Raw genomic sequence first — 19,362 nt, forward strand, 5'->3', positions numbered from 1 at the left:
GACTTGTCCGAATGAGACTGCTTGATGCCTTGGTCGAACAGCGCATCGCTGCCGCTGCCGCGCGCGGTGAGTTCGACGATTTGCCGGGAGCCGGCGCACCGATGGAACTGGACGACGATCTGCTCGTCCCGGCCGAGGTGCGGATGGCCAATCGGATCCTGAAGAACGCGGGCTTCGTGCCGCCCGCGGTCGAGCAGTTGCGGGCGCTGCGCAATCTGCAGGATGAAATGCGGGCGGTCGACGATCGCGCGACCCGTTGCCGTCTGCAGGCGAAAGTGCTCGCCTGCGACATGGCCCTCGAATCCCTGCGCGGCGGCCCCCTCGTGGTGCCGCGCGAATACTGCCGCCGCATTGCCGAACGCCTGTCCGAGCGCGCGCTCGACGACGGCGCCGGCGAAGCGGGGGCCGCATGAACGCCGAATCCGGCGATTCGTTACTCCCGCCCGCCTCGCCAGACCCCGCCGCCTGCGCGCTGCCGCCGCTCGATCCGGGCGCCGAGCGCGACCGCCGCTTCATGCGGCTCGCGCTGGCCGCGGCCGACGCGGCACGGGCCGCCGGCGAAGTGCCGGTGGGCGCCGTGCTGGTGCGCGGCGACCAGGTAATCGCGCGCGGCTTCAACCATCCCATCAGCGGCCACGATCCGTCCGCGCATGCCGAAATGGCCGCTCTGCGCGAGGCCGCGCACACGCTCGGCAACTATCGCCTGCCCGGCTGCGAGCTCTACGTCACGCTCGAACCATGCCTGATGTGCTCCGGTGCGATCATGCACGCGCGTATCGCGCGCGTGGTGTACGGCGCGGCGGATCCGAAAACGGGCGCCTGCGGTAGTGTGGTCGACGCCTTCGCGAATCCGCAGCTGAACCACCACACGAGCGTGACGGGCGGGGTGCTGGCCGACGAGTGCGGCCACACGCTGCGTGCGTTCTTCGCCGAACGCCGCCGTGCCGCCCGCGAGGCACGGCGCGCGCGCGCCGCGTCCGCCGGAGCGTGCGATTCGGCCGCGCCCGGCGCCGACTGAACCAGTCGCGGTGGCGCGGCTCTAATCGGGCAATCCCAGCCGGGCCAGTCCCTTTTTTCTCCGCGAGCCGATGACGAATCCCTCCTCCCTGCCACGCACGATCCGTCTGCTGGCCCCCTCCGGTTACCCGCATGATCCGCTCGCGGTGCAGCGCGCGCTCGAGCGCCTCAGCAACGCGCAGCACGTGCTGCAAAACCTGATCGCCGTCGAGCGGCGCTACCTGCGGTTCGCCGGCACCGACGGCGAACGCGCCGCCGACCTGAACCATCTCGCCGATCCGTCGCAGCCGCTGCCCGACATCGGGCTCGCGGTGCGCGGCGGCTACGGCGCCGTGCGCATCCTGCACGGGCTCGACTATCGCGGGCTCGAGCGCCGCCTGCGCGATCAGCCGGTTGCGCTGTGCGGCCACAGCGATTTCACCGCGATCCAGCTCGCGCTGCTCGCGAAGTCGCGCGTGAAGACCTTCGGCGGCCCGATGCTGTCGGCCGATTTCGGCGCCGAAACGCCGAGCGAATTCACCATGACGCAGTTCTGGACGACGCTCACGCAGCCGTCCGCGACGATCGTGGCCGAGGTGCCGCAGCAGCAGTCGGCGGACGTGGCGGGCACGCTCTGGGGCGGCAACCTCGCGATCCTCGCCTCGCTGGTCGGCACACCGTACATGCCGCAGATCGAGGGCGGCATCCTGTTCATCGAGGACGTCAACGAGCAGCCGTTCCGCATCGAGCGGATGATCTATACGCTGCATTTCGCCGGCATCCTCGCGCGCCAGCAGGCGCTGGTGCTGGGCCAGTTCACCGGCGCGCGCGCGTTCGACTACGACAACGGCTACGATCTGCAGGCCGTGATCGACCAGATGCGCGAGGTGATCGGCATCCCGATCATCACCGGCCTGCAGTTCGGCCATGTGCCGGACCTGCTGACGCTGCCGGTGGGCGGCCAGGCGCGGCTCGTCGCGAACCAACACGGTTTCCGCCTGAGCGTCTCGGACTATCCGGTGCTGGGCGGCTGAGGTTCTGGCCGACGGGCGCGAAACGAGGCGGGCGACCGCCTTTTTTTTCATCCACATAAGCAACTAACGGTCTGACATCGCGGGCCCCTCCGAATGGCTGGCCGCACCAAGCCGATGCTTAAATTGTTGACAAAAATAATGCCTGATTTCGACGCGATGGCGTGAGCAGACTGGATTTCAGCGCGATCCATCGCCGCTTGACCGGCGTCTGCACCTCATGAGAGCCGAAACATGCCCGATTGCGGTGCAATGATAGTGATGGAAATTGTTGACAATGTTTATGTCCACTCTAGGATGCTGAACATAACGAGATGACGAACATGATGAAGAAGGCAACCGCCGCACCCGTGAGTGCGGCGGAGGCGATCGCCGAGCGCATCCGCGCGGCGATTCTCGAGCACCGGCTCGCGCCGGGCGCGAAGCTGACCGAAGCGCAGCTCTGTGACGTGTTCGGCGTGAAGCGCGGCACGATCCGGCAGGCGCTCGCGCTGCTCGCGACCGACCGGCTCGTCGATCTGGAGCCGAACCGCGGCGCGTTCGTGGCGAGCCCGACGCTGCAGGACGTCCACGAGGTGTTCGAGATGCGGCGCATCATCGAGCAGGCGGTGGTCGAGCGCCTCGCGGCGGGGCCGGGCGGCAAGCGCCTGCGCGGCGTGATGACGATCGTCGAACGCGAGCGCGGCGCGTTCGAGCGGCGCGATTTCGCGGCCTGCGTGCGTCTGTCGGGCGAGTTCCACACGGCGCTCGCCGCGCTGACCGGCAATACCGTGCTGTGCGATTGCCTGAACGGGCTGGTCGCGCGCTCGACGCTGATGTCCTCGCTCTACGAATCGCACGGCCGCGGTTCCTGCTCGTTCGACGAGCACGCGCTGATCGCGGCGGCGCTGGAGGCGGGCGACGGGCGCGAGGCCGCGCAGCGGATGGCGCATCACCTGCAACAGGTGGAACTGAGAATGCTGGACCGGCCCGCACAGGGCACGGTCGACCTGCGCGACGTGTTCGGCGGCACGGGCTGACGTCCCGTGCGCCGCGCCCGCGCCGACCGGACGGATTGACCGGATGCTGGCGGCAGCCTCGCGCTGCCGCAGGCGGGCGCGGCCCCACACGAGGCGGGCCGCGGTTTCAACGACGATCGCGCGGCCCGACCGCGGCAGGCAAGGAGATGTCATGGCTCAGTTCAGCATTGCGCCGGAAAGCCCCCCCTATCATCCGGACTCCACGAACCGTGCGGACCCTGGCCCGGGTTCGCCGGGCCGCTACAGCGAGCGGCTCTACAACGACGATCTCGCGCCGCTCGAGCGGCAGGGCTGGGGCGCCTATAACATCTTCGCGTTCTGGATGTCGGACGTCCACAGCGTGGGCGGCTACGTGTTCGCGGGCAGCCTGTTCGCACTCGGCCTGACGAGCTGGCAGGTGCTGGTGTCGCTGCTGGTCGGGATCACCATCGTCAACCTGCTCTGCAACCTGATCGCCAAGCCGAGCCAGCAGTTGGGCGTGCCGTATCCGGTGGCCTGCCGCGCCACCTTCGGCGTACTCGGCGCGAACGTGCCGGCCGTGATCCGCGGGCTGATCGCCGTGGCCTGGTACGGCATCCAGACCTATCTGGCCTCGAGCGCGCTGGTGGTGGTGGTGCTGAAGTTCGTGCCGCAGTGGATGCCCTACGCGGATGTTCATCAGCACGGCCTGCTCGGGCTGTCCGCGCTCGGCTGGGCCGGCTTCATGCTGCTCTGGGTGCTGCAGGCGCTGGTGTTCTGGAACGGCATGGAGACCATCAAGAAGTTCATCGACTTCGCGGGGCCGGCCGTCTACGTGGTGATGTTCGCGCTGGCCGGCTACATGGTCTGGCGCGCCGGCTGGCGCAACATCGGCATCAACCTGGGCGGCGTGCGCTACCACGGTGCCGAGGCGATCCCGGTGATGCTCACGGCGATCGCGCTGGTGGTCTCGTACTTCTCCGGGCCGATGCTCAATTTCGGCGATTTCTCGCGCTACTGCGGCAGCTTCGGCGCGGTGAAGCGCGGCAATTTCTGGGGCCTGCCGGTCAATTTCCTGGCGTTCTCGCTGGTCACCGTGATCACCACGGCCGCCACGCTGCCGGTGTTCGGCGAACTGCTGACCGACCCGGTCGCCACCGTCGGACGCATCGATCATCCGACCGCCGTGATCCTCGGCGCGCTGACCTTCACGGTCGCCACCATCGGCATCAACATCGTCGCGAACTTCGTGTCGCCCGCCTTCGATTTCTCCAACGTCGCGCCGCGGCGCATCAGCTGGCGCGCGGGCGGCATGCTGGCCGCGGTCGCCTCGGTGTTCATCACGCCCTGGAACCTGTTCAACAATCCGGCGGTGATCCACTATACGCTCGACGTGCTCGGCAGCTTCATCGGGCCGCTGTACGGCGTGCTGATCGTCGATTTCTACCTGATCAAGCGCGGCCGGCTGCTGCGCGACGAGCTCTACACGCTGTCGGAGACGGGCGCCTACTGGTATCGCGGCGGCGTGAACCGGCGCGCGGTGCTGGCGCTGCTGCCGGCCGCCGCGCTGGCGCTGCTGCCGGCCGCCGCGCTGGCCGTGGCCTGCGTGATGGTGCCGGCGCTGGCCGGCCTCGCGAACTTCTCGTGGTTCGTCGGCGCGCTGCTGGGCGGCCTGTTCTATCGGATCATGGCGCGGCACTGAACCAGGACGACCACATGAAGATCAAGCTGATCAACCCGAACACCACGCAGCGCATGACCGAGGCGATGGGGCGCTGCGCGCGCGAGACGGTGAACGCCGGCACCGTGGTGGTGGCGGTGAGCCCGCCTTCGGGGCCGCCCTCGATCGAGAGCCACTACGACGACGCGCTCGCCGTGCCGGGGCTGCTCGCCGAGATCGCCGCCGGCGAGCGCGACGGCTTCGACGGCTACGTGATCGCCTGCTTCGGCGACCCCGGCCTCTACGCCGCGCGCGAGCTCGCGCGCGGCCCGGTGATCGGCATCGCCGAGGCGGCGATGCATGCGGCGAGCGTGCTCGCGCCCGGCTTCTCGGTGGTGACGACGCTAGCGCGCACGCGCGGCCTGGCCTGGCACCTGGCCGAGCGCTACGGCATGCGCCGCTTCTGCCGCAACGTGCGGGCCACCGACGTGCCGGTGCTGGAGCTCGACCGGCCCGGCTCGCCGGCGCGGGGCCGGATCGTCGACGAGTGCCGCCGCGCACTCGACGAGGACGGCGCCGAGGCGATCGTGCTCGGCTGCGCGGGGATGGTCGAATTCGCGCGCGAGATCGAGCAGGCGATCGGCGCGCCGGTGGTGGAGGGCGTGACCGCGGCCGTCAAGTGGGTGGAGGCGCTGGCCGCGCTGCGGCTTGCCACGGCCAAGCGCGGCGACTACGCGCGGCCGCTCGCGAAACGCTACGACGGCCAGCTCGCGCACTTCAGCCCCGGCGCCGACGGCCTGCCGGGCGGCGCGGCGGGAACCGGCCCGGCCGCGAACGCCCAGGCGATCGCGAACGCCGGCGGCACCAGCCCGGCCCTGCCGCCGGTACATATACATCCGGTGTGACACGCACTATCGGCCCGGCTGTATGGGCGCCCCGAACCCTTTTCGCTACACTGGCCCAAGCCTCGCATCGGCGCCGCCCCGCGCGCCGCCTGCGTCACCGCCGCCGGCGGCGCCGATGCGAGCCCGATCGACACGGGTTTCTCTTCGTATCCAGCCATGTCCCACGATTCCCACTATCCGCGCGACCTGATCGGCTACGGCCGGCATCCGGTGCAGGCGAACTGGCCGGGCCGCGCGCGCGTCGCCGTGCAGTTCGTGCTCAATTACGAGGAGGGCGGCGAGAACTGCGTGCTGCACGGCGATCCGGCCTCCGAGCAGTTCCTGTCCGAGATCGTCGGCGCGGCGGCCTATCCGGCGCGCCACATGAGCATGGAGTCGATCTACGAATACGGCTCGCGCGCGGGCGTCTGGCGCATCCTGCGCGAGTTCGAGAGACGTGCGCTGCCGCTCACCGTATTCGGCGTCGGCATGGCGATCGAGCGGCATCCCGAGCTCGCGCGCGCGTTCGTCGAGCTGGGCCACGAGATCGCCTGCCACGGCTGGCGCTGGATTCATTATCAGGACGCCACTCCCGAGCGCGAGGCGGAGCACATGCGGCTCGGCATGGCGGCGATCGAGCGCGTCACGGGCGTGCGGCCGCTCGGCTGGTACACGGGGCGCGACAGCCCGAACACGCACCGGCTCGTGGCCGAATACGGCGGCTTCCTGTACGACTCCGACTACTACGGCGACGACCTGCCGTTCTGGATGGAGGTTCCCGTCACGGGCGGCGCGAGCGTGCCGCAGCTGATCGTGCCGTATACGCTCGACACCAACGACATGCGCTTCGCGACGCCGCAGGGCTTCAACACCGCCGATCATTTCTTCCAGTACCTGCGCGACGCGTTCGACGTGCTCTACGAGGAGGGCGACGAGGCGCCGAAGATGCTGTCGATCGGCATGCATTGCCGGCTGCTCGGCCGGCCGGGGCGATTCCGCGCGCTGCAGCGCTTCCTCGACCATATCGAGCGGCACGACCGCGTCTGGGTCACGCGCCGCGTCGACATCGCGCGCCACTGGCGCGAGCACCATCCGTATGCCAGCAGCCACCAAGGCGAAGGAGCGGCATGAAGGCGATGCACTACACGTTGGCGGAACTGAACGGGATGGCGGCCGAGGCCTTCGTCGCCGCGCTGTCGGGCATCTTCGAGCATTCGCCGTGGGTCGCCGAGGCGGCCGCGGCCGGGCGCCCCTATGCAAGCGTTGACGCGCTGCACACGGCGATGTGCGGGATCGTTGAGCAGGCCGGCGAGGCGCGCCGGCTCGCGCTCGTGAACGCCCACCCGGAGCTGGCCGGCAAGGCCGCCGTGCGCGGCGAGCTGACCGCCGAATCGACGCGCGAGCAGAGCGGTGCCGGGCTCGACCAGTGCTCGCAGGCCGAGTTCGACCGGCTGCAGCAGCTCAATCTCGCCTATCGCGACAGGTTCGGTTTCCCGTTCATCCTCGCCGTGCGCGGCTACGACCGGCACGGCATCATCGCGAACTTCGAGTCGCGTCTGGCCAATACGCGCGAGGCGGAACTGCGCGCGAGCCTGGCGCAGATCTACCGGATCGCGCGCTTCCGGCTCGACGACCTGATCGGCGCCTGAGCGGCGCTTCACCACGGCGCGCGACGGCCGCCTTTTCGCGCCGCCCCGGCGCCCGCCGGGTCCGCGCGAGCGCGGGCCCGGCACTTTCCACGAACCGAGAACACAAGGACCCCATCATGGCCATTCCGCTGCTCGACCCCAACGCTCCCGAATTCACGCGCCGCTATGTGAATCTCGCCGATCCGCGTCTCGGGGCGCAGGCGCTCGAGGCGAGCGACGATTTCTTCGCGCCGAAGGAGCGCATGCTGAATCCGGAGCCGGCGGTGTTCATCCCTGGCAAGTACGATGACCACGGCAAATGGATGGACGGCTGGGAAACGCGCCGCAAGCGCACCGCCGGCTACGACTGGTGCGTGGTCAAGCTCGCGCGGCCCGGCGTGATCAAGGGGCTCGACCTCGACACCAGCCACTTCACCGGCAATTTCCCGCCGGCCGCCTCGGTCGAGGCCTGTCGGGCGGCCGAGGGCGCGCCGAACCAGGACACGCGCTGGGTCGAGATCGTGCCCTCGACCACCCTGCAGGGCAATCAGCACCACTATGTCGAGGTGGCCGACGCCGCGCCCTACACGCACCTGCGCATCAACATCTATCCGGACGGCGGCATCGCGCGGCTGCGTGTATACGGGCAGCCGCAGCTCGACTGGAGCGGCGCGGCGCGCGACGAGCTGTTCGATCTGGCCGCGATGGAGAACGGCGGCTATCTGGTGGCCGCCAACAACCAGCATTTCGGCCTCGCCTCGACGATCCTGCTGCCGGGCCGCGGCGTGAACATGGGCGACGGCTGGGAGACGCGGCGCCGCCGCGAGCCCGGCAACGACTGGGCGATCGTGGCGCTCGCGCGGCCCGGCGTGATCCGCAGGATCGAGGTCGACACGGCCCACTTCAAGGGCAACTATCCGGACCGCTGCTCGATCCAGGCCGCGTATGTGAAGGGCGGCACCGACAGCTCGCTGGTCACGCAGGCGATGTTCTGGCCCGAGCTGCTCGGCGAGCAGAAGCTGCAAATGGACAAGCAGCATCATTTCGAGGCGGAGCTGGCCGCGCTTGGCCCCGTCACGCACGTGCGGCTCAACATCATCCCGGACGGCGGCGTGTCGCGTCTGCGCCTCTGGGGCACGCTCGCCCAATGAAGACGCTCGCCATCGAGGCGCTGACGCGCGCCGCGTTCGCGCCGTTCGGCGACGTGATCGAGACCGCCGGGGCGACGCGGATTCCGATCAATCTCGGCACCACCACCCGCTTCCACGATCTCGCCAGGATCGACGTGGCCGACGGCGGCGGCCGGCCGCTCGTCAACCTGTTTCGCGGCGAGCCGCGCGCGCTGCCGTTCGAGGTGACGATGCTCGAGCGCCACCCGCTCGGCAGCCAGGCGTTCCTGCCGCTCGACGCACGGCCCTATCTGGTGGTGGTGGCGCCGGCCGGCGAGCTCGATCCCGCGAGGATCCGCGCATTCGTCACGCACGGCTGGCAGGGCGTGAACTATGCGAAGGGCGTTTGGCACCATCCGCTGATCGCGCTCGGCCAGACCAGCGATTTCATCGTCGTCGATCGCGGCGGCGAGGGCGTGAACCTGGACGAGACGGCGCTCGACGAATCGCTCTGGCTCACCGACGCCGCCCTGCATCACGTGACGGCCTGATCGCCCCCCGCGGCAACCCTGTCCCCGGCCCCGCGAACCGCGGTTCGCGGGGCTCCGTTCGCGCCCGCCGCCGGTTCAGAGCGCCTCGCTCACGCACGGCGCGGCGCGCGCCCTGAGCCATTGCTCGAGCGCGTCGTTCGACATCGGCTTGGCGTAGTAGAAGCCCTGCAACTCGTCGCAGCCGATCCGCCTGAGCGCGTTCGCCTCGTGCGCCTGCTCGACGCCTTCGGCCACCACGCGCAAGCCCAGCTCGTGGCCGAGTTCGACGATGGCGCGGATCACGGCGAGATCGGCGGGCGCCCCGAGCCTGCCGTTGACGAACGCGCGGTCGATCTTGAGCCGGTCGAGCGGGAAGCGGTGCAGGTAGCTGAGGCTCGAATAGCCGGTGCCGAAATCGTCGAGCGAGAGCTTCACGCCGAGCGCGCGGATCTCGTTGACGGTGTCGAGATAGTGATCGACGCTCTCCATCAGCTCGGTTTCGGTGATTTCGAGCTCGAGGCTGTCAGGCCTGACGTCGTGGGCCGCCAGGCTGTCGTGCAGCTTGTCGACCAGTTGCGCGTCGTCGCGCAGCTGCACCACCGAGAGGTTGATCGACACGCGGATCTCGGGCAGGCCCGCGGCGCGCCAGCGTGCGATCTGGCGGCAGGCCTCGTCGATCACCCAGGTGCCGATCGGCACGATGAGGCGTGTTTCCTCCGCGATCGGGATGAACTGCGAGGGCGGCACCCTGCCCAGATGCGGATGCTGCCAGCGCAGCAGCGCCTCCACGCTCAGCAGCTCGCCCGTCGCGGCCTGCACGCAGGGCTGGTATTCGAGCCACAGCTCGCGGCGCTCCACCGAGGTGCGCAGATGGGTCTCGAGTTCCAGGCGGTGGCGCGCGCTTTCGGCCATCTCGGGCGAGAAGAACTTGACGAGATTGCGGCCGCTCGATTTGGCGCGGTACATCGCGGCATCGGCGTTCTGCATCAGCGTCTCGATGTCCTCGCCGTGGTCCGGATACAGCGCGATGCCGATGCTGCATGCCACCTGCAGCGTCATGCCGCCGATCTGGTGCGGCTCCTGCATGAGCGGCAGCAGCCGCTCGTCGAGCAGGTGCGCCACGTCGGCCGCGCTGCCCGCGCCGCCGAGCAGGACCGTGAATTCGTCGCCGCCGAGCCGGCTCACGGTGTCGCCCGCGCGCACCGATTGCAGCAGCCGCTGCGAGACCGAGCGCAGCAGCCCGTCGCCGGCGTGATGGCCGAACGTGTCGTTGATGTCCTTGAAGCGATCGAGGTCGATGAACAGCACCGCCACCCGGCCGCGGTCGTGCCGCGCCTGCTCGATTGCGGCACCTAGGCGCCTGGTAAACAGCGCGCGGTTGGGTAGCTCGGTGAGCACGTCGTGTTCGGCGAGGAACCGGATGCGCGCCTCGCTCTTCTTGCGGTCGGTGATGTCGATCAGCGTGCAGATGTAATGCGACACCGCGCCGTGCTTGTCGCGCACCGCGCTGATCATGAGCCAGGCCGGATAGTCGCCGCCCGCGCGCCGGCGCACCACGGCTTCGCCGTTCCAGACGCTCGAGATGTCCACCAGCGCCGCGAGCCGCGATATCAGCGGCTGCTCGCCGCCGCTCGCCACGATGAACTCGGGCAGCGTGCCGGCGATCTTCTCGGCGCGATAGCCGGTGGCGCGATAGAACGAGGCGTTCGCGGTCAGCAGGCGGCGCTCGCTGTCGAGGATCAGGATCGCCTCCGACGACGCCTCGAACACTTTCGCCCACAATTCGAGGCGTTTTTCCATCAGCTTGATCTGGTTGATCGGCGTAAACGCAGTGAGCACCGCGTCGCGCCCCTGGAATTCGAGGCGGCGCGCCGACAGCATGGCCCAGGTGGGTTCCTCGCTCGCCATCCAGCGCACCTCGAACTGGTCGACGGCGTTGCGGTCGGAGAGCTGCTGGAAGAAGCGCGCGCGCACCGCCGAATCGAGTCCCGAGGCCCACGGGTCCGAGGTGCAGCCGTTGAGCCAGTAGAGCGCCGGATGGTTGGCGTGCAGCACCTCGTGGCCGGGCACGGAGGTCACCATCATCGGCACCGGCGTGGCCTCCACCAGCGCGTGCTGCGCCTGCGCGGCGCGCGCGCTGGCGGCGAGCTCCTTCTGCACGTCGCGCTCGTGGTCGAGCTGGGCGAGCATGTCGTTGAACCCGCTGACGAGCTGGCCGATCTCGTCCTGGCTGTGCCACGCGGCGCGCTGGCCATGGTCGCCGGTGCGGCGCACGGTGTCCATCACGCGCGCGAGCTGGCGCAGCGGCCGCGAGATCTGCTGCGCCACCAGATAGACCATGGAGAGAATGCCGCAGAGCAGGAACAGCGCCGTGCCGAGGTGCAGCCACATGCGCGAGAACAGCGCGCTCACGCGCGCGCGCAGCAGCGCGTCGAGTTCGGCGCCGGTGGCGCGCCAGGCGTCGCCCGCGAGCGCGACCAGCGCCTGCTGGGCCGCGTCGGCGGCCGCGCGCGCGGCGGCGTCGGCGCCGCCCGCGGCCACCGCCTGGCGCGCCGCGTCGCGGTAGATTTCGATCGCCTCCAGCAGCTGCCCGGTCGGCGCGGCGAGCACGCGCTGCACGCCGGCGTTGGCCGCGCCGGCCTCGGCGAAATCGGAGCGCAGCCCCTGCGCGACCGCGTCGAGCTGGCCCTCGAGCACGAGATAGCGTGTGCTCAGCTCGCGCCGCACCCGGGCGGTGACGGCGCCTTCGCGCAGGCGCTGGCCGATGCCGTCCACCGCGTCGAGCAGCGCGGGGTAGCGCAGCACGGCCAGCGACATCGAGTAATAGCTGTCGAGATCGGGGTCGAGGATCAGGTTCGACTGGTTGCCCACCCGCGTGATCAGATCACGGCAGGCCGCGAACGCGTCGCGCACGGCCGCCGCGCGATTCGCGGGCGGCGCGTGGGCCAGCGCGTCGAGCGCGGCGCGCAGGCGCGCGTTCAGTTCGCCGCTTTGCAGCCCCGTGCCGTACTGTCGTTCGGCGGCGGCCAGCGCGGCCTCGGTGCGTGCCACCTCCGGCATCGCGAGGCGTCCGTCGGCGCCGAGCGTGGCCACTTCCACGAGCGCCTCGCGCACGGTGGCCAGGTAGGCGTTGCCGACGATCTCCTTTTGCGAGAAATCGATCGATAGGTACTTCTCGTGAATCAGGATGCCGCTGATATAGACGACCGCGCTCAGATCGAGCAGGTAGATCAGCAGCAGCTTGCGGCCGACCCGCAAGCGCCCGAGCAGTCGAAAGAACAGGTTGTGTTGCATCGCACGCGCCAGGATGACAGCCAGGGTTGCCGCCGTGTTCCATACCGGGAACCGGCGTGTCCGGAAGCGTCGTCGCGGGGCCCGCGCGCGCTCGCTCCCTGACTAACGGCAGCGTCGCGCCGCGGCTTTAGCGCACGCGTGCGCGAGCCTCCCGGCGGGGCGTGGATGCCGCGCCGTGGTGCAAGTGCACCGCCGTGGCGCGAGCCGGCAGGGGCAGCAGGGCGAAGCGGCGGCCTCCGGCACGGCGGCGGCGCTGGCCGCGGCGTCGGTGACAGTCGGCAGGTTCTGCGGCGAGCGCGGGCGCCGGCGTGCCCGTCTCGCGATGCCAGCCTGGCAAGGCAAACGGGCTCGCGTGACGCGAGCCCGTTTCGTCAGGTTCGTCGGGGCCGGCCGAGGCAGCGCCTATTTTGCCGCGCCGGCCTCGAACCAGGCCGCGAGCTGCTTGCGCTCGTCATCGGTCATGTGCGTGACGTTGCCGATCGGCATCGCCTTCAGTTGTACCGCCTGCTGATAGATGCGCTGGGCGTTCTGCGCGATTTCCTCGGGGGTGTCGAACATCACGCCGGCCGGCGCGCTGCCCATCATGGTCGGCTTGGCCGCGTGGCAGGCCACGCAACGCTGTTCGAGCACCGGCTGGATGTCCCTGATCGTGAGCTGCGGCCGGTTCGCCGCCAGCGCCTGCGGCGCCACCGGGCGCGGCGCGGTCCAGACCAGCGCGAGCAGCATCAGCGCCACGCCGCCGAGCGGCAGATACCAGCGCTGCTGACCGCGGTGGCGCATCACGAAGAACTGGCGGATCAGCGCGCCGGCCAGCATGATGATCACCAGCACCACCCAGTTGTAGCGGTTGGTGTACGTCATCGCGTAGTGGTTCGACAGCATCGCGAACACGACCGGCAGCGTGAAATAGGTGTTGTGGACCGAACGCTGCTTGCCGCACCTGCCGTAGACCGGGTCGGGCGTCCCGCCCTTGAGCATCGTGTCGACCATCTTGCGCTGGCCGGGGATGATCACGAAGAACACGTTGGCCGACATGATGGTCGCCAGCATCGCGCCGACGATCAGGTAGGCCGCGCGCCCCGCGAAGATGTGGCAGGCGAGGTAGGCGGCGATCACCACGTACAGGCCGACGAACACGCCGAGCAGCCGGTCGCGGCTGCCGAGCAGGCGGCACGCGCAGTCGTAGACGATCCAGCCGGCCATCAGGAAGCCGAGCGCGGCCGAGACCGCCACCACCGGCCCCATGTCGAGCACGTTGCGATCGATCAGGTAGGTGTTCGGCGCGAGCAGGTAGAGCACGAAGAACAGCCCGAAGCCCGACATCCAGGTGGTGTAGGACGGCCATTTCGACCAGTGCAGGTGCTCCGGCATGGCGGGCGGCGCGACCGTGTACTTCTGCATGTTGTAGAAGCCGCCGCCGTGTACGTGCCACAGCTCGCCGAACACGCCGCGCTGGCGCTGGTTCGGGTCCTTCGGCGGGGTCAGGCTGTTGTCGAGGGCGACGAAGTAGAACGATTCGCCGATCCAGGCGATCGCGGCGATGACGTGCAACCAGCGAATCGCGAGATTCAGCCAGTCGTTGATGAAGCCTTCCATGACACTTCTCCAGACAGACTCGGGGCGTTGTTGTCGCGTCCTCGGCAAACGGGCGGCGGGCCGATACGCTGTCAGCTGCCGCGATAGGTGCTGTACGACCACGGCGAGACGAGCAGCGGCACGTGGTAGTGCGAGCCCGGGTCCGCCACGCCGAAGCGCAGCACGACGCGATCGACGAAACGCGGCGCGGGCAGCGCGACGCCGAGCGCGGCGAAGTAATCGCCGGCGTGGAACACCAGCTCGTATTCACCGGCGGCGAGCGCATCGCCTTCGAGCAGCGGCGCGTCGCAGCGGCCGTCGTCGTTGGTGGCGGCCTGTTTGAGCAAGCGGCGCGCCTCGCCGTCGATGGCATGGAGTTCGATCCGGATGCCGGCACCCGGCCGGCCGTGGGCGGTGTCGAGTACGTGGGTAGTCAGCTTTCCCATTCGCTTGTGTCCTTGTGTGAATGCGAAGAGTCACGGCAGCCTCGATCCGGTGATGCGGCGGCGGATCGAGGCTCCACGGCTGTGGCTACATACCCGTCGGCGGATCGAAGCGCGCGCCGAGCCGTCATTCTAAGAAAGCTTGCGGCGCGATCCCTGGCGCGATAGCGAAGATAAGCCCGTGTGCATGAGCGCGGCCGCCGATTCGTGCCACGCGGATGCCGGGCAGCGCATCACGACAACTTATCCGACCATATTGACGGTGTGAAGACGAGCATGCGGGCGGCGCACTTGCCAGCGGGCCGCGGCTGCGCGATGCTCGGCCGGTTCGCGCGCGGCTGCGGCCGCGCGGCGGACCCCGAAGACGGCGGGGACGCCGGGTAACCGGGCCAGGGGCGTTCGGGCGGACGCGGCGGCACGGTCGATGCGCCACCTCACGGTTCGAACGCCACGCTCGCCGCCGGTCAGCCGCGCGGCATCACCGAACGGAGCACGAACCGCCATGCCTGACGAATCGAATCCGCGCCACGGCGCGTCCGCCTTTGCCCTTTCGACCGGCCCTGCCGCGCGCGGCCGCACCCTGCTGGTGCGTCACGCCGAGGTGCTGGTCACGATGGATGCGCAGCGCCGCGAATTGCGCGACGCGGGCCTCTTCATCGAGGACAACCGGATCATCGCGGTCGGCCCGAGCGATACGCTGCCCGACACGGCCGACGAGGTCCTCGACCTGCGCGGCCACCTGCTGCTGCCGGGCCTCGTGAACACGCATCACCACATGTATCAGAGCCTCACGCGCGCGGTGCCGGCTGCCCAGAACGCGGAGCTGTTCGACTGGCTCACCGGCCTGTACCGGATCTGGCAGCATCTGACGCCCGAGATGGTCGAGGTGTCGACGCTGACCGCGATGGCCGAGCTGCTGCTGTCGGGCTGCACCACCTCGAGCGACCATCTCTACCTCTATCCGAACGGCGTGCGGCTCGATCACAGCATCGAGGCCGCGCGCCGGATCGGCATGCGTTTCCATGCGAGCCGCAGCAGCATGAGCGTGGGGCAGCGCGACGGCGGCCTGCCGCCCGATTCGCTGGTCGAGCGCGAGGCCGCGATTCTCGACGATACCCAGCGGCTGATCGAGACCTACCACGATGCCGGGCGCTACGCGATGCTGCGGGTGGCGGTCGCCCCCTGTTCACCGTTCTCGGTGAGCCGCGAGCTGATGCGCGAATCGGCGCGGCTCGCGCGTGCTCACGGCGTCTCGCTGCACACCCACCTGGCCGAGAACGCGCGCGACGTGGCCTACAGCCGCGAGCGCTTCGGCATGACGCCGGCGCAGTATGCGGAGGATCTCGGCTGGGTCGGCCCCGACGTCTGGCACGCGCACTGCGTGCAGCTCGACGACGCCGGCATCGCGTTGTTCGCCCGCACCGGCACCGGCGTCGCGCATTGCCCGTGCTCGAACATGCGGCTCGCCTCGGGAATCGCGCCGGTTCGGCGCATGCGGCTCGCGGGCGTGCCGGTGGGGCTCGGCGTGGACGGCTCGGCCTCCAACGACGGCGCGCAGATGGTGGCCGAGGCGCGCCAGGCCTTGCTGTTGCAGCGGGTCGGCTTCGGGCCCGATGCGATGACGGCGCGCGAGGCGCTCGAGATCGCGACGCTGGGCGGCGCCCGGGTGCTGAACCGCGACGACATCGGCGCGCTCGCGCCCGGCATGGCCGCCGACTTCGTCGCGTTCGACCTGGCCCAGCCCGGCTTCGCCGGCGCGCTGCACGATCCGGTCGCGGCGCTGGTGTTCTGCGCGCCCTCACAGGTGGCGTGGAGCGTCGTAAACGGCCGCGTGGTGGTGCGCCAGGGGCGGCTCGCGAGCCTCGATCCCGCGCCGCTCGTCGCGCGCCACAACGCGCTCGCGCGCCAGCTGGTCGAGGCGGCGCGCTGACCGCGGCCGCCGCGACGAGGCTCAGGGATCGATCAGGGTGCGGGTGGCCTCGGCCACCAGGCTGCGCAGCCAGCGCACCTCGTCCGAGTAATGGCAGCGTTCGTGCCAGAGCTGGTAGTACTGCATGGGCGGGAAGTCGAGCGGCGCCGGCACCACCGACAGCGGCAGGAACTTCGCGTAGTGGTCGGCGAACAGCCGCGTGGTGGTGAAGATCAGGTCCGACTTCACCAGCACGTAGGGCGCGAGATTGAAGTACGGCAGCGTGACCACCACGTGGCGCTTGAGCCGTTCGCGCGCGAGATGCACGTCGATCGCCCCGCGCTGGCCGACCGAATACGGCGTGGGCGCGAGGTGCGGGGCGTTCAGATACTGGTCGAGCGTGAGGCCGCCGCGCTTGGCGAACGGGTGCGTGTTGCTCATCAGGCAGACGATCTTGTCGACGAACAGGTTCGACAGATGCAGTTGCTCGGGCGGCTCGGGCCAATTGCCGACCACGATGTCGAGCTTGCCGTCCTCGAGCGCCAGCTCGTAATCGAAGGCGGGGCCGAGCGAATGGAATTCGAGCGTCGCGTTCGGTGCCGCCTGCCGGAAGCGCTCCACCACGGTGGGCACGAACAGCACGTTCAGATAGTCGGGGCAACCGATCCGGTAGCAGCGGATCGAGGTGGCAGGGTCGAAGTTGTGCTGCTGGAACTTGATGCGCTCGATTTCGCGCAAGGCGTTCTGCACCGGTTCGAGCAGGCGCAGCCCGTATTCGGTGGGCACCATGCCCGACTTGCCGCGTACCAGCAGCGGGTCGCCGGTGATGTCGCGCAGGCGCCGCAGCGCGGCGCTGATCGCGGGCTGCGACTGATTGAGCTTGACCGCCGCGCGCGTCACGCTGCGTTCCATCAGCAGCGTATGCAGGACGCGCAGCAGGTAAGTGTCGATCGCCTCGCGTTGTTGACTCATCTTCTCTCCAGGTTATATATGTCTCAGCTGATTTTAGTATCCGATGAGTATATGGTTTTTAATATGGACAGAAATGACCGTCAAGGCGGCGTAAACCACGGTCGAGCCTCGGTTTCGCGACGCTGCGGGATGGGAGCAGGCAGGCGTGGGAAGGGGGGGGGGAGGGCGGGGAACACGCCTCGCGGTGCGAGGCGCGCAAGCGGCACGGGCGCCGTGCCCGACGGGGTCAGTCGTCCAGGCGCAGGCCGACCTTCAGCGTGACCTGCCAGTGGGCGACCTTGCCGTCCTCGATATGGCCGCGGGTTTCGAGCACCTGGAACCACTCCAGGTTGTGCAGCGTCTTGGCCGCCTTCGCGATGGCGACGCGAATCGCGTCGTCGCTCGACGACTGCGACGAGCCGGTGAGCTCGATGTGCTTGTAGACGTGGTCACTCATGATGCCTCCGTAACGGTGGATGGACCGATGCGACGGCCGGCTCGCTGCCGAAGCCGCCGCCCGTCAAGGAGTGATTCGCGGGCGGGGGGACAAGTTCAATCGGATTCGGGAGCGGGCAGGGCGCGAGCCAGTGCGGTGAAACCTGCAGCAAGGCCCGGACCCGAGCGGACCCGAGCCGGCGACCGGGCGCGGCCTTCCCGTGACGAGGCAGGACCCGGCAGCACGCGCGCTGCCGCGATCGGCACGAGATCGCGCCAGCCCGCCGCAAGCGGAGTCGTCGTCGAGGCCTTCGGCCCGTCTCGATCCGGCCCGTCTCGATCCGGCCCGCGCGATACGGCCGGGCCAAGCGCCGGCGCGCGATTCACGGCGCGCGACGCCGGCCCGGCAGCAGCCCGGCTTACAGCGATCGCGGCGTCGTATCGCCGGCGTTCTGCCGGCCCGCGCTGCGCTCGCCGGCATTCGCGCCGAACTCGGGGAGGATGCGCCCTCGCGCGCGGCTCGCGAACACCAGGAAGCCGAAGCCGTTCGCCTCGTACCAGTAGCCGCCGTTCTCGAGCCCGTCGAGCGGCTGCTCGAGCGCGTTGGTGATCGATTCCACGCAGCGCCTGCGCAAGTCGGCGATCGCCGGATACGGCGGATGGGCACCGCGCACGGTGCAGAGCAACACGTCCAGTCCGGGCAGCACGTGCGCGTAGAGCACCGGTTCGTCCTGCGCGCGGGCGCGCGCGATCTTGGTATCGAGCTGGGCGAAGGGCTTCGCGTGACGCAGTACGGCCAGGAACGATTCCTGGCCGTCCGGCTGCATGCGTCGGCGTTTTTTCGGAAAGGACATAAACACTCGCGTCAAAAACGATTGCAAGATTTGTGGCTTTGTCATGCGACCCACCCCCAAACCGGCTAGCGCGCCCGCATGTCGATCTTTTATAGCATACGAAAATGCCGTCTTCACTAAGTGTTCGACCAGGCCGCGCAGGGCCGAACGCGTGAATGTCCACGATCGTCATGTCTGCGCTGATTGCGCCTTGTGTAATGTCGTTGCTTTTTCATGATAGACCGGCGCACGCGGCGCGTGCAGGCCCGATTCATAAAAAAGCCACGTTTCGGGGCGCGCGCGGATGAGTGTTTTCCCGCGTGCGGCGGCGGCCCGCCCGATCGCGCCGCACAAAAAAAGGCCGCAAAAAAGCCCGCGCGCGGCGGGCTCGGGACCGGCCCGCGGCGGGCCGATCCGATGGCGGCGGGGCGCGTCAGCCTCGGTTCTTCAGCGAATCGCGGATCTCGCGCAGCAGCATCACGTCCTCGGGCGGCGGCGGCGGTTCGGCCGGCGCGGTTTCGACCGGGCGGCGCAGCCGGTTGATGAAGCGCACCATCAGAAAGATGATGAACGCGAGGATGATGAAGTTGATCAGCACGGTGATGAACGAGCCGTAGCCGAACAGCGCGACGCCTGCGGCCTGCAGATCCTTGTACGAGTCGGGATTGCCCTTGAAGGTCGCCGGGATCGGGCCGAGCTGTATGAACTTGTTCGAGAAATCGAGGCCCCCGGTGATCACCCCGATCACCGGCATGATGAGATCCTTGACGACGGAATCGACGATCTTCGAAAACGCGCCGCCGATGATCACGCCGACGGCCAGATCCATCACATTGCCCTTGACGGCGAACTCCTTAAACTCCTTCATGATGCTCATAAGCAGGTTTCTCCAGAAAAGGGAAAGAGAATGCGCGGCCGGTTCGCCCGCGCGATGATCGCGCCCAGGCAGCGAAGGCGATCGGACACCGATACTTCCCGGGATGTTAACAAACTCGGCGCCGGATGGTGCGCCATGAAAAACGGGCCGTCGCCGGCCCGTTGCGCGTGAACTCCGGGCCGCCGCTCCGCGTCGGCGCCGCTTGGGCGCGCGCAGAGGGGCCGGCTGGC

The 19,362-nt window shown here is 69.2% G+C and carries 18 protein-coding genes; 11 read left to right on the forward strand and 7 right to left on the reverse strand.

The features are described from left to right. Window positions 1-11 precede the first annotated feature (11 nt). The 10 genes from KS03_RS23750 to KS03_RS23795 all read left to right on the forward strand — a co-directional run bounded on the left by KS03_RS23750 (window position 12) and on the right by KS03_RS23795 (window position 8,836). Entirely contained in the window at window positions 12-413 is a 402-nt protein-coding gene (locus KS03_RS23750; RefSeq protein ID WP_015875355.1) for a DnaJ family domain-containing protein, read from the forward strand. Beyond that, window positions 410-1,018 (forward strand): tRNA adenosine(34) deaminase TadA, encoded by a 609-nt coding sequence (tadA, locus tag KS03_RS23755; protein WP_015875356.1) that lies wholly within the window; start codon window positions 410-412, stop codon window positions 1,016-1,018. Before KS03_RS23750 ends, tadA begins: the two co-directional genes overlap by 4 nt. Window positions 1,019-1,088: 70 nt before the next feature. Then, the gene (gene ldcA / locus KS03_RS23760) at window positions 1,089-2,030 is read left to right on the forward strand and encodes a muramoyltetrapeptide carboxypeptidase (protein ID WP_015875357.1); all 942 of its coding nucleotides are present in this window, start codon (window positions 1,089-1,091) and stop codon (window positions 2,028-2,030) included. A gap of 323 nt (window positions 2,031-2,353) precedes the next feature. Continuing rightward, window positions 2,354-3,046 (forward strand): GntR family transcriptional regulator, encoded by a 693-nt coding sequence (locus tag KS03_RS23765; RefSeq protein ID WP_035983588.1) that lies wholly within the window; start codon window positions 2,354-2,356, stop codon window positions 3,044-3,046. Window positions 3,047-3,197: 151 nt separating this feature from the next. Next, the gene (locus KS03_RS23770; RefSeq protein ID WP_045678903.1) at window positions 3,198-4,706 is read left to right on the forward strand and encodes an NCS1 family nucleobase:cation symporter-1; all 1,509 of its coding nucleotides are present in this window, start codon (window positions 3,198-3,200) and stop codon (window positions 4,704-4,706) included. Between the two features lie 14 nt (window positions 4,707-4,720). Further along, window positions 4,721-5,569 (forward strand): aspartate/glutamate racemase family protein, encoded by an 849-nt coding sequence (locus KS03_RS23775; RefSeq protein ID WP_015875360.1) that lies wholly within the window; start codon window positions 4,721-4,723, stop codon window positions 5,567-5,569. 156 nt (window positions 5,570-5,725) lie between these two features. Further along, window positions 5,726-6,679 carry an allantoinase PuuE gene (gene puuE / locus KS03_RS23780; RefSeq protein WP_015875361.1) on the forward strand — a complete coding sequence of 318 codons (954 nt, stop codon included), beginning with the start codon at window positions 5,726-5,728 and terminating at the stop codon, window positions 6,677-6,679. Further along, the gene (gene uraD / locus KS03_RS23785) at window positions 6,676-7,197 is read left to right on the forward strand and encodes a 2-oxo-4-hydroxy-4-carboxy-5-ureidoimidazoline decarboxylase (protein ID WP_015875362.1); all 522 of its coding nucleotides are present in this window, start codon (window positions 6,676-6,678) and stop codon (window positions 7,195-7,197) included. Before puuE ends, uraD begins: the two co-directional genes overlap by 4 nt. A 116-nt stretch (window positions 7,198-7,313) precedes the next feature. Next, window positions 7,314-8,327 (forward strand): allantoicase, encoded by a 1,014-nt coding sequence (alc, locus tag KS03_RS23790; protein WP_015875363.1) that lies wholly within the window; start codon window positions 7,314-7,316, stop codon window positions 8,325-8,327. Further along, window positions 8,324-8,836, forward strand: a complete 513-nt coding sequence (locus tag KS03_RS23795; RefSeq protein ID WP_015875364.1) for an ureidoglycolate lyase — start codon at window positions 8,324-8,326, stop codon at window positions 8,834-8,836. The genes alc and KS03_RS23795 overlap by 4 nt, the downstream gene beginning before the upstream one ends. Before the next feature lie 75 nt (window positions 8,837-8,911). Here the strand turns inward: KS03_RS23795 and KS03_RS23800 are convergent, their stop codons facing one another. From KS03_RS23800 to uraH, 3 genes are all read right to left on the reverse strand, one after another. Then, a complete protein-coding gene (locus tag KS03_RS23800) occupies window positions 8,912-12,109 on the reverse strand; it encodes an EAL domain-containing protein (RefSeq protein WP_039203281.1) in 3,198 nt (1,065 codons plus the stop codon). A 402-nt stretch (window positions 12,110-12,511) separates the two neighbouring features. Further along, window positions 12,512-13,705, reverse strand: a complete 1,194-nt coding sequence (locus KS03_RS23805) for a urate hydroxylase PuuD (protein WP_015875365.1) — start codon at window positions 13,703-13,705, stop codon at window positions 12,512-12,514. Between the two features lie 71 nt (window positions 13,706-13,776). After that, window positions 13,777-14,130: a hydroxyisourate hydrolase gene (uraH, locus tag KS03_RS23810; RefSeq protein WP_015875366.1), complete on the reverse strand. Its 354-nt coding sequence runs from the start codon at window positions 14,128-14,130 to the stop codon at window positions 13,777-13,779. A 499-nt stretch (window positions 14,131-14,629) separates the two neighbouring features. Here uraH and KS03_RS23815 point away from each other — a divergent pair, with 499 nt between their 5' ends. Then, window positions 14,630-16,057, forward strand: a complete 1,428-nt coding sequence (locus KS03_RS23815) for an 8-oxoguanine deaminase (protein ID WP_043307133.1) — start codon at window positions 14,630-14,632, stop codon at window positions 16,055-16,057. Window positions 16,058-16,078: 21 nt separating this feature from the next. Here KS03_RS23815 and KS03_RS23820 read toward each other — a convergent pair whose 3' ends face one another. From KS03_RS23820 to mscL, 4 genes are all read right to left on the reverse strand, one after another. Then, a complete protein-coding gene (locus tag KS03_RS23820; RefSeq protein WP_015875368.1) occupies window positions 16,079-17,008 on the reverse strand; it encodes a LysR substrate-binding domain-containing protein in 930 nt (309 codons plus the stop codon). Between the two features lie 226 nt (window positions 17,009-17,234). Beyond that, window positions 17,235-17,444 (reverse strand): dodecin, encoded by a 210-nt coding sequence (locus tag KS03_RS23825; RefSeq protein WP_017423432.1) that lies wholly within the window; start codon window positions 17,442-17,444, stop codon window positions 17,235-17,237. A gap of 397 nt (window positions 17,445-17,841) precedes the next feature. Continuing rightward, a complete protein-coding gene (locus tag KS03_RS23830; RefSeq protein ID WP_015875370.1) occupies window positions 17,842-18,276 on the reverse strand; it encodes a hypothetical protein in 435 nt (144 codons plus the stop codon). 412 nt (window positions 18,277-18,688) lie between these two features. Then, a complete protein-coding gene (gene mscL, locus KS03_RS23835) occupies window positions 18,689-19,132 on the reverse strand; it encodes a large conductance mechanosensitive channel protein MscL (RefSeq protein WP_015875371.1) in 444 nt (147 codons plus the stop codon). Window positions 19,133-19,362 lie beyond the last annotated feature (230 nt).

Source organism: Burkholderia glumae LMG 2196 = ATCC 33617 (assembly GCF_000960995.1).
GTDB lineage: Bacteria > Pseudomonadota > Gammaproteobacteria > Burkholderiales > Burkholderiaceae > Burkholderia > Burkholderia glumae.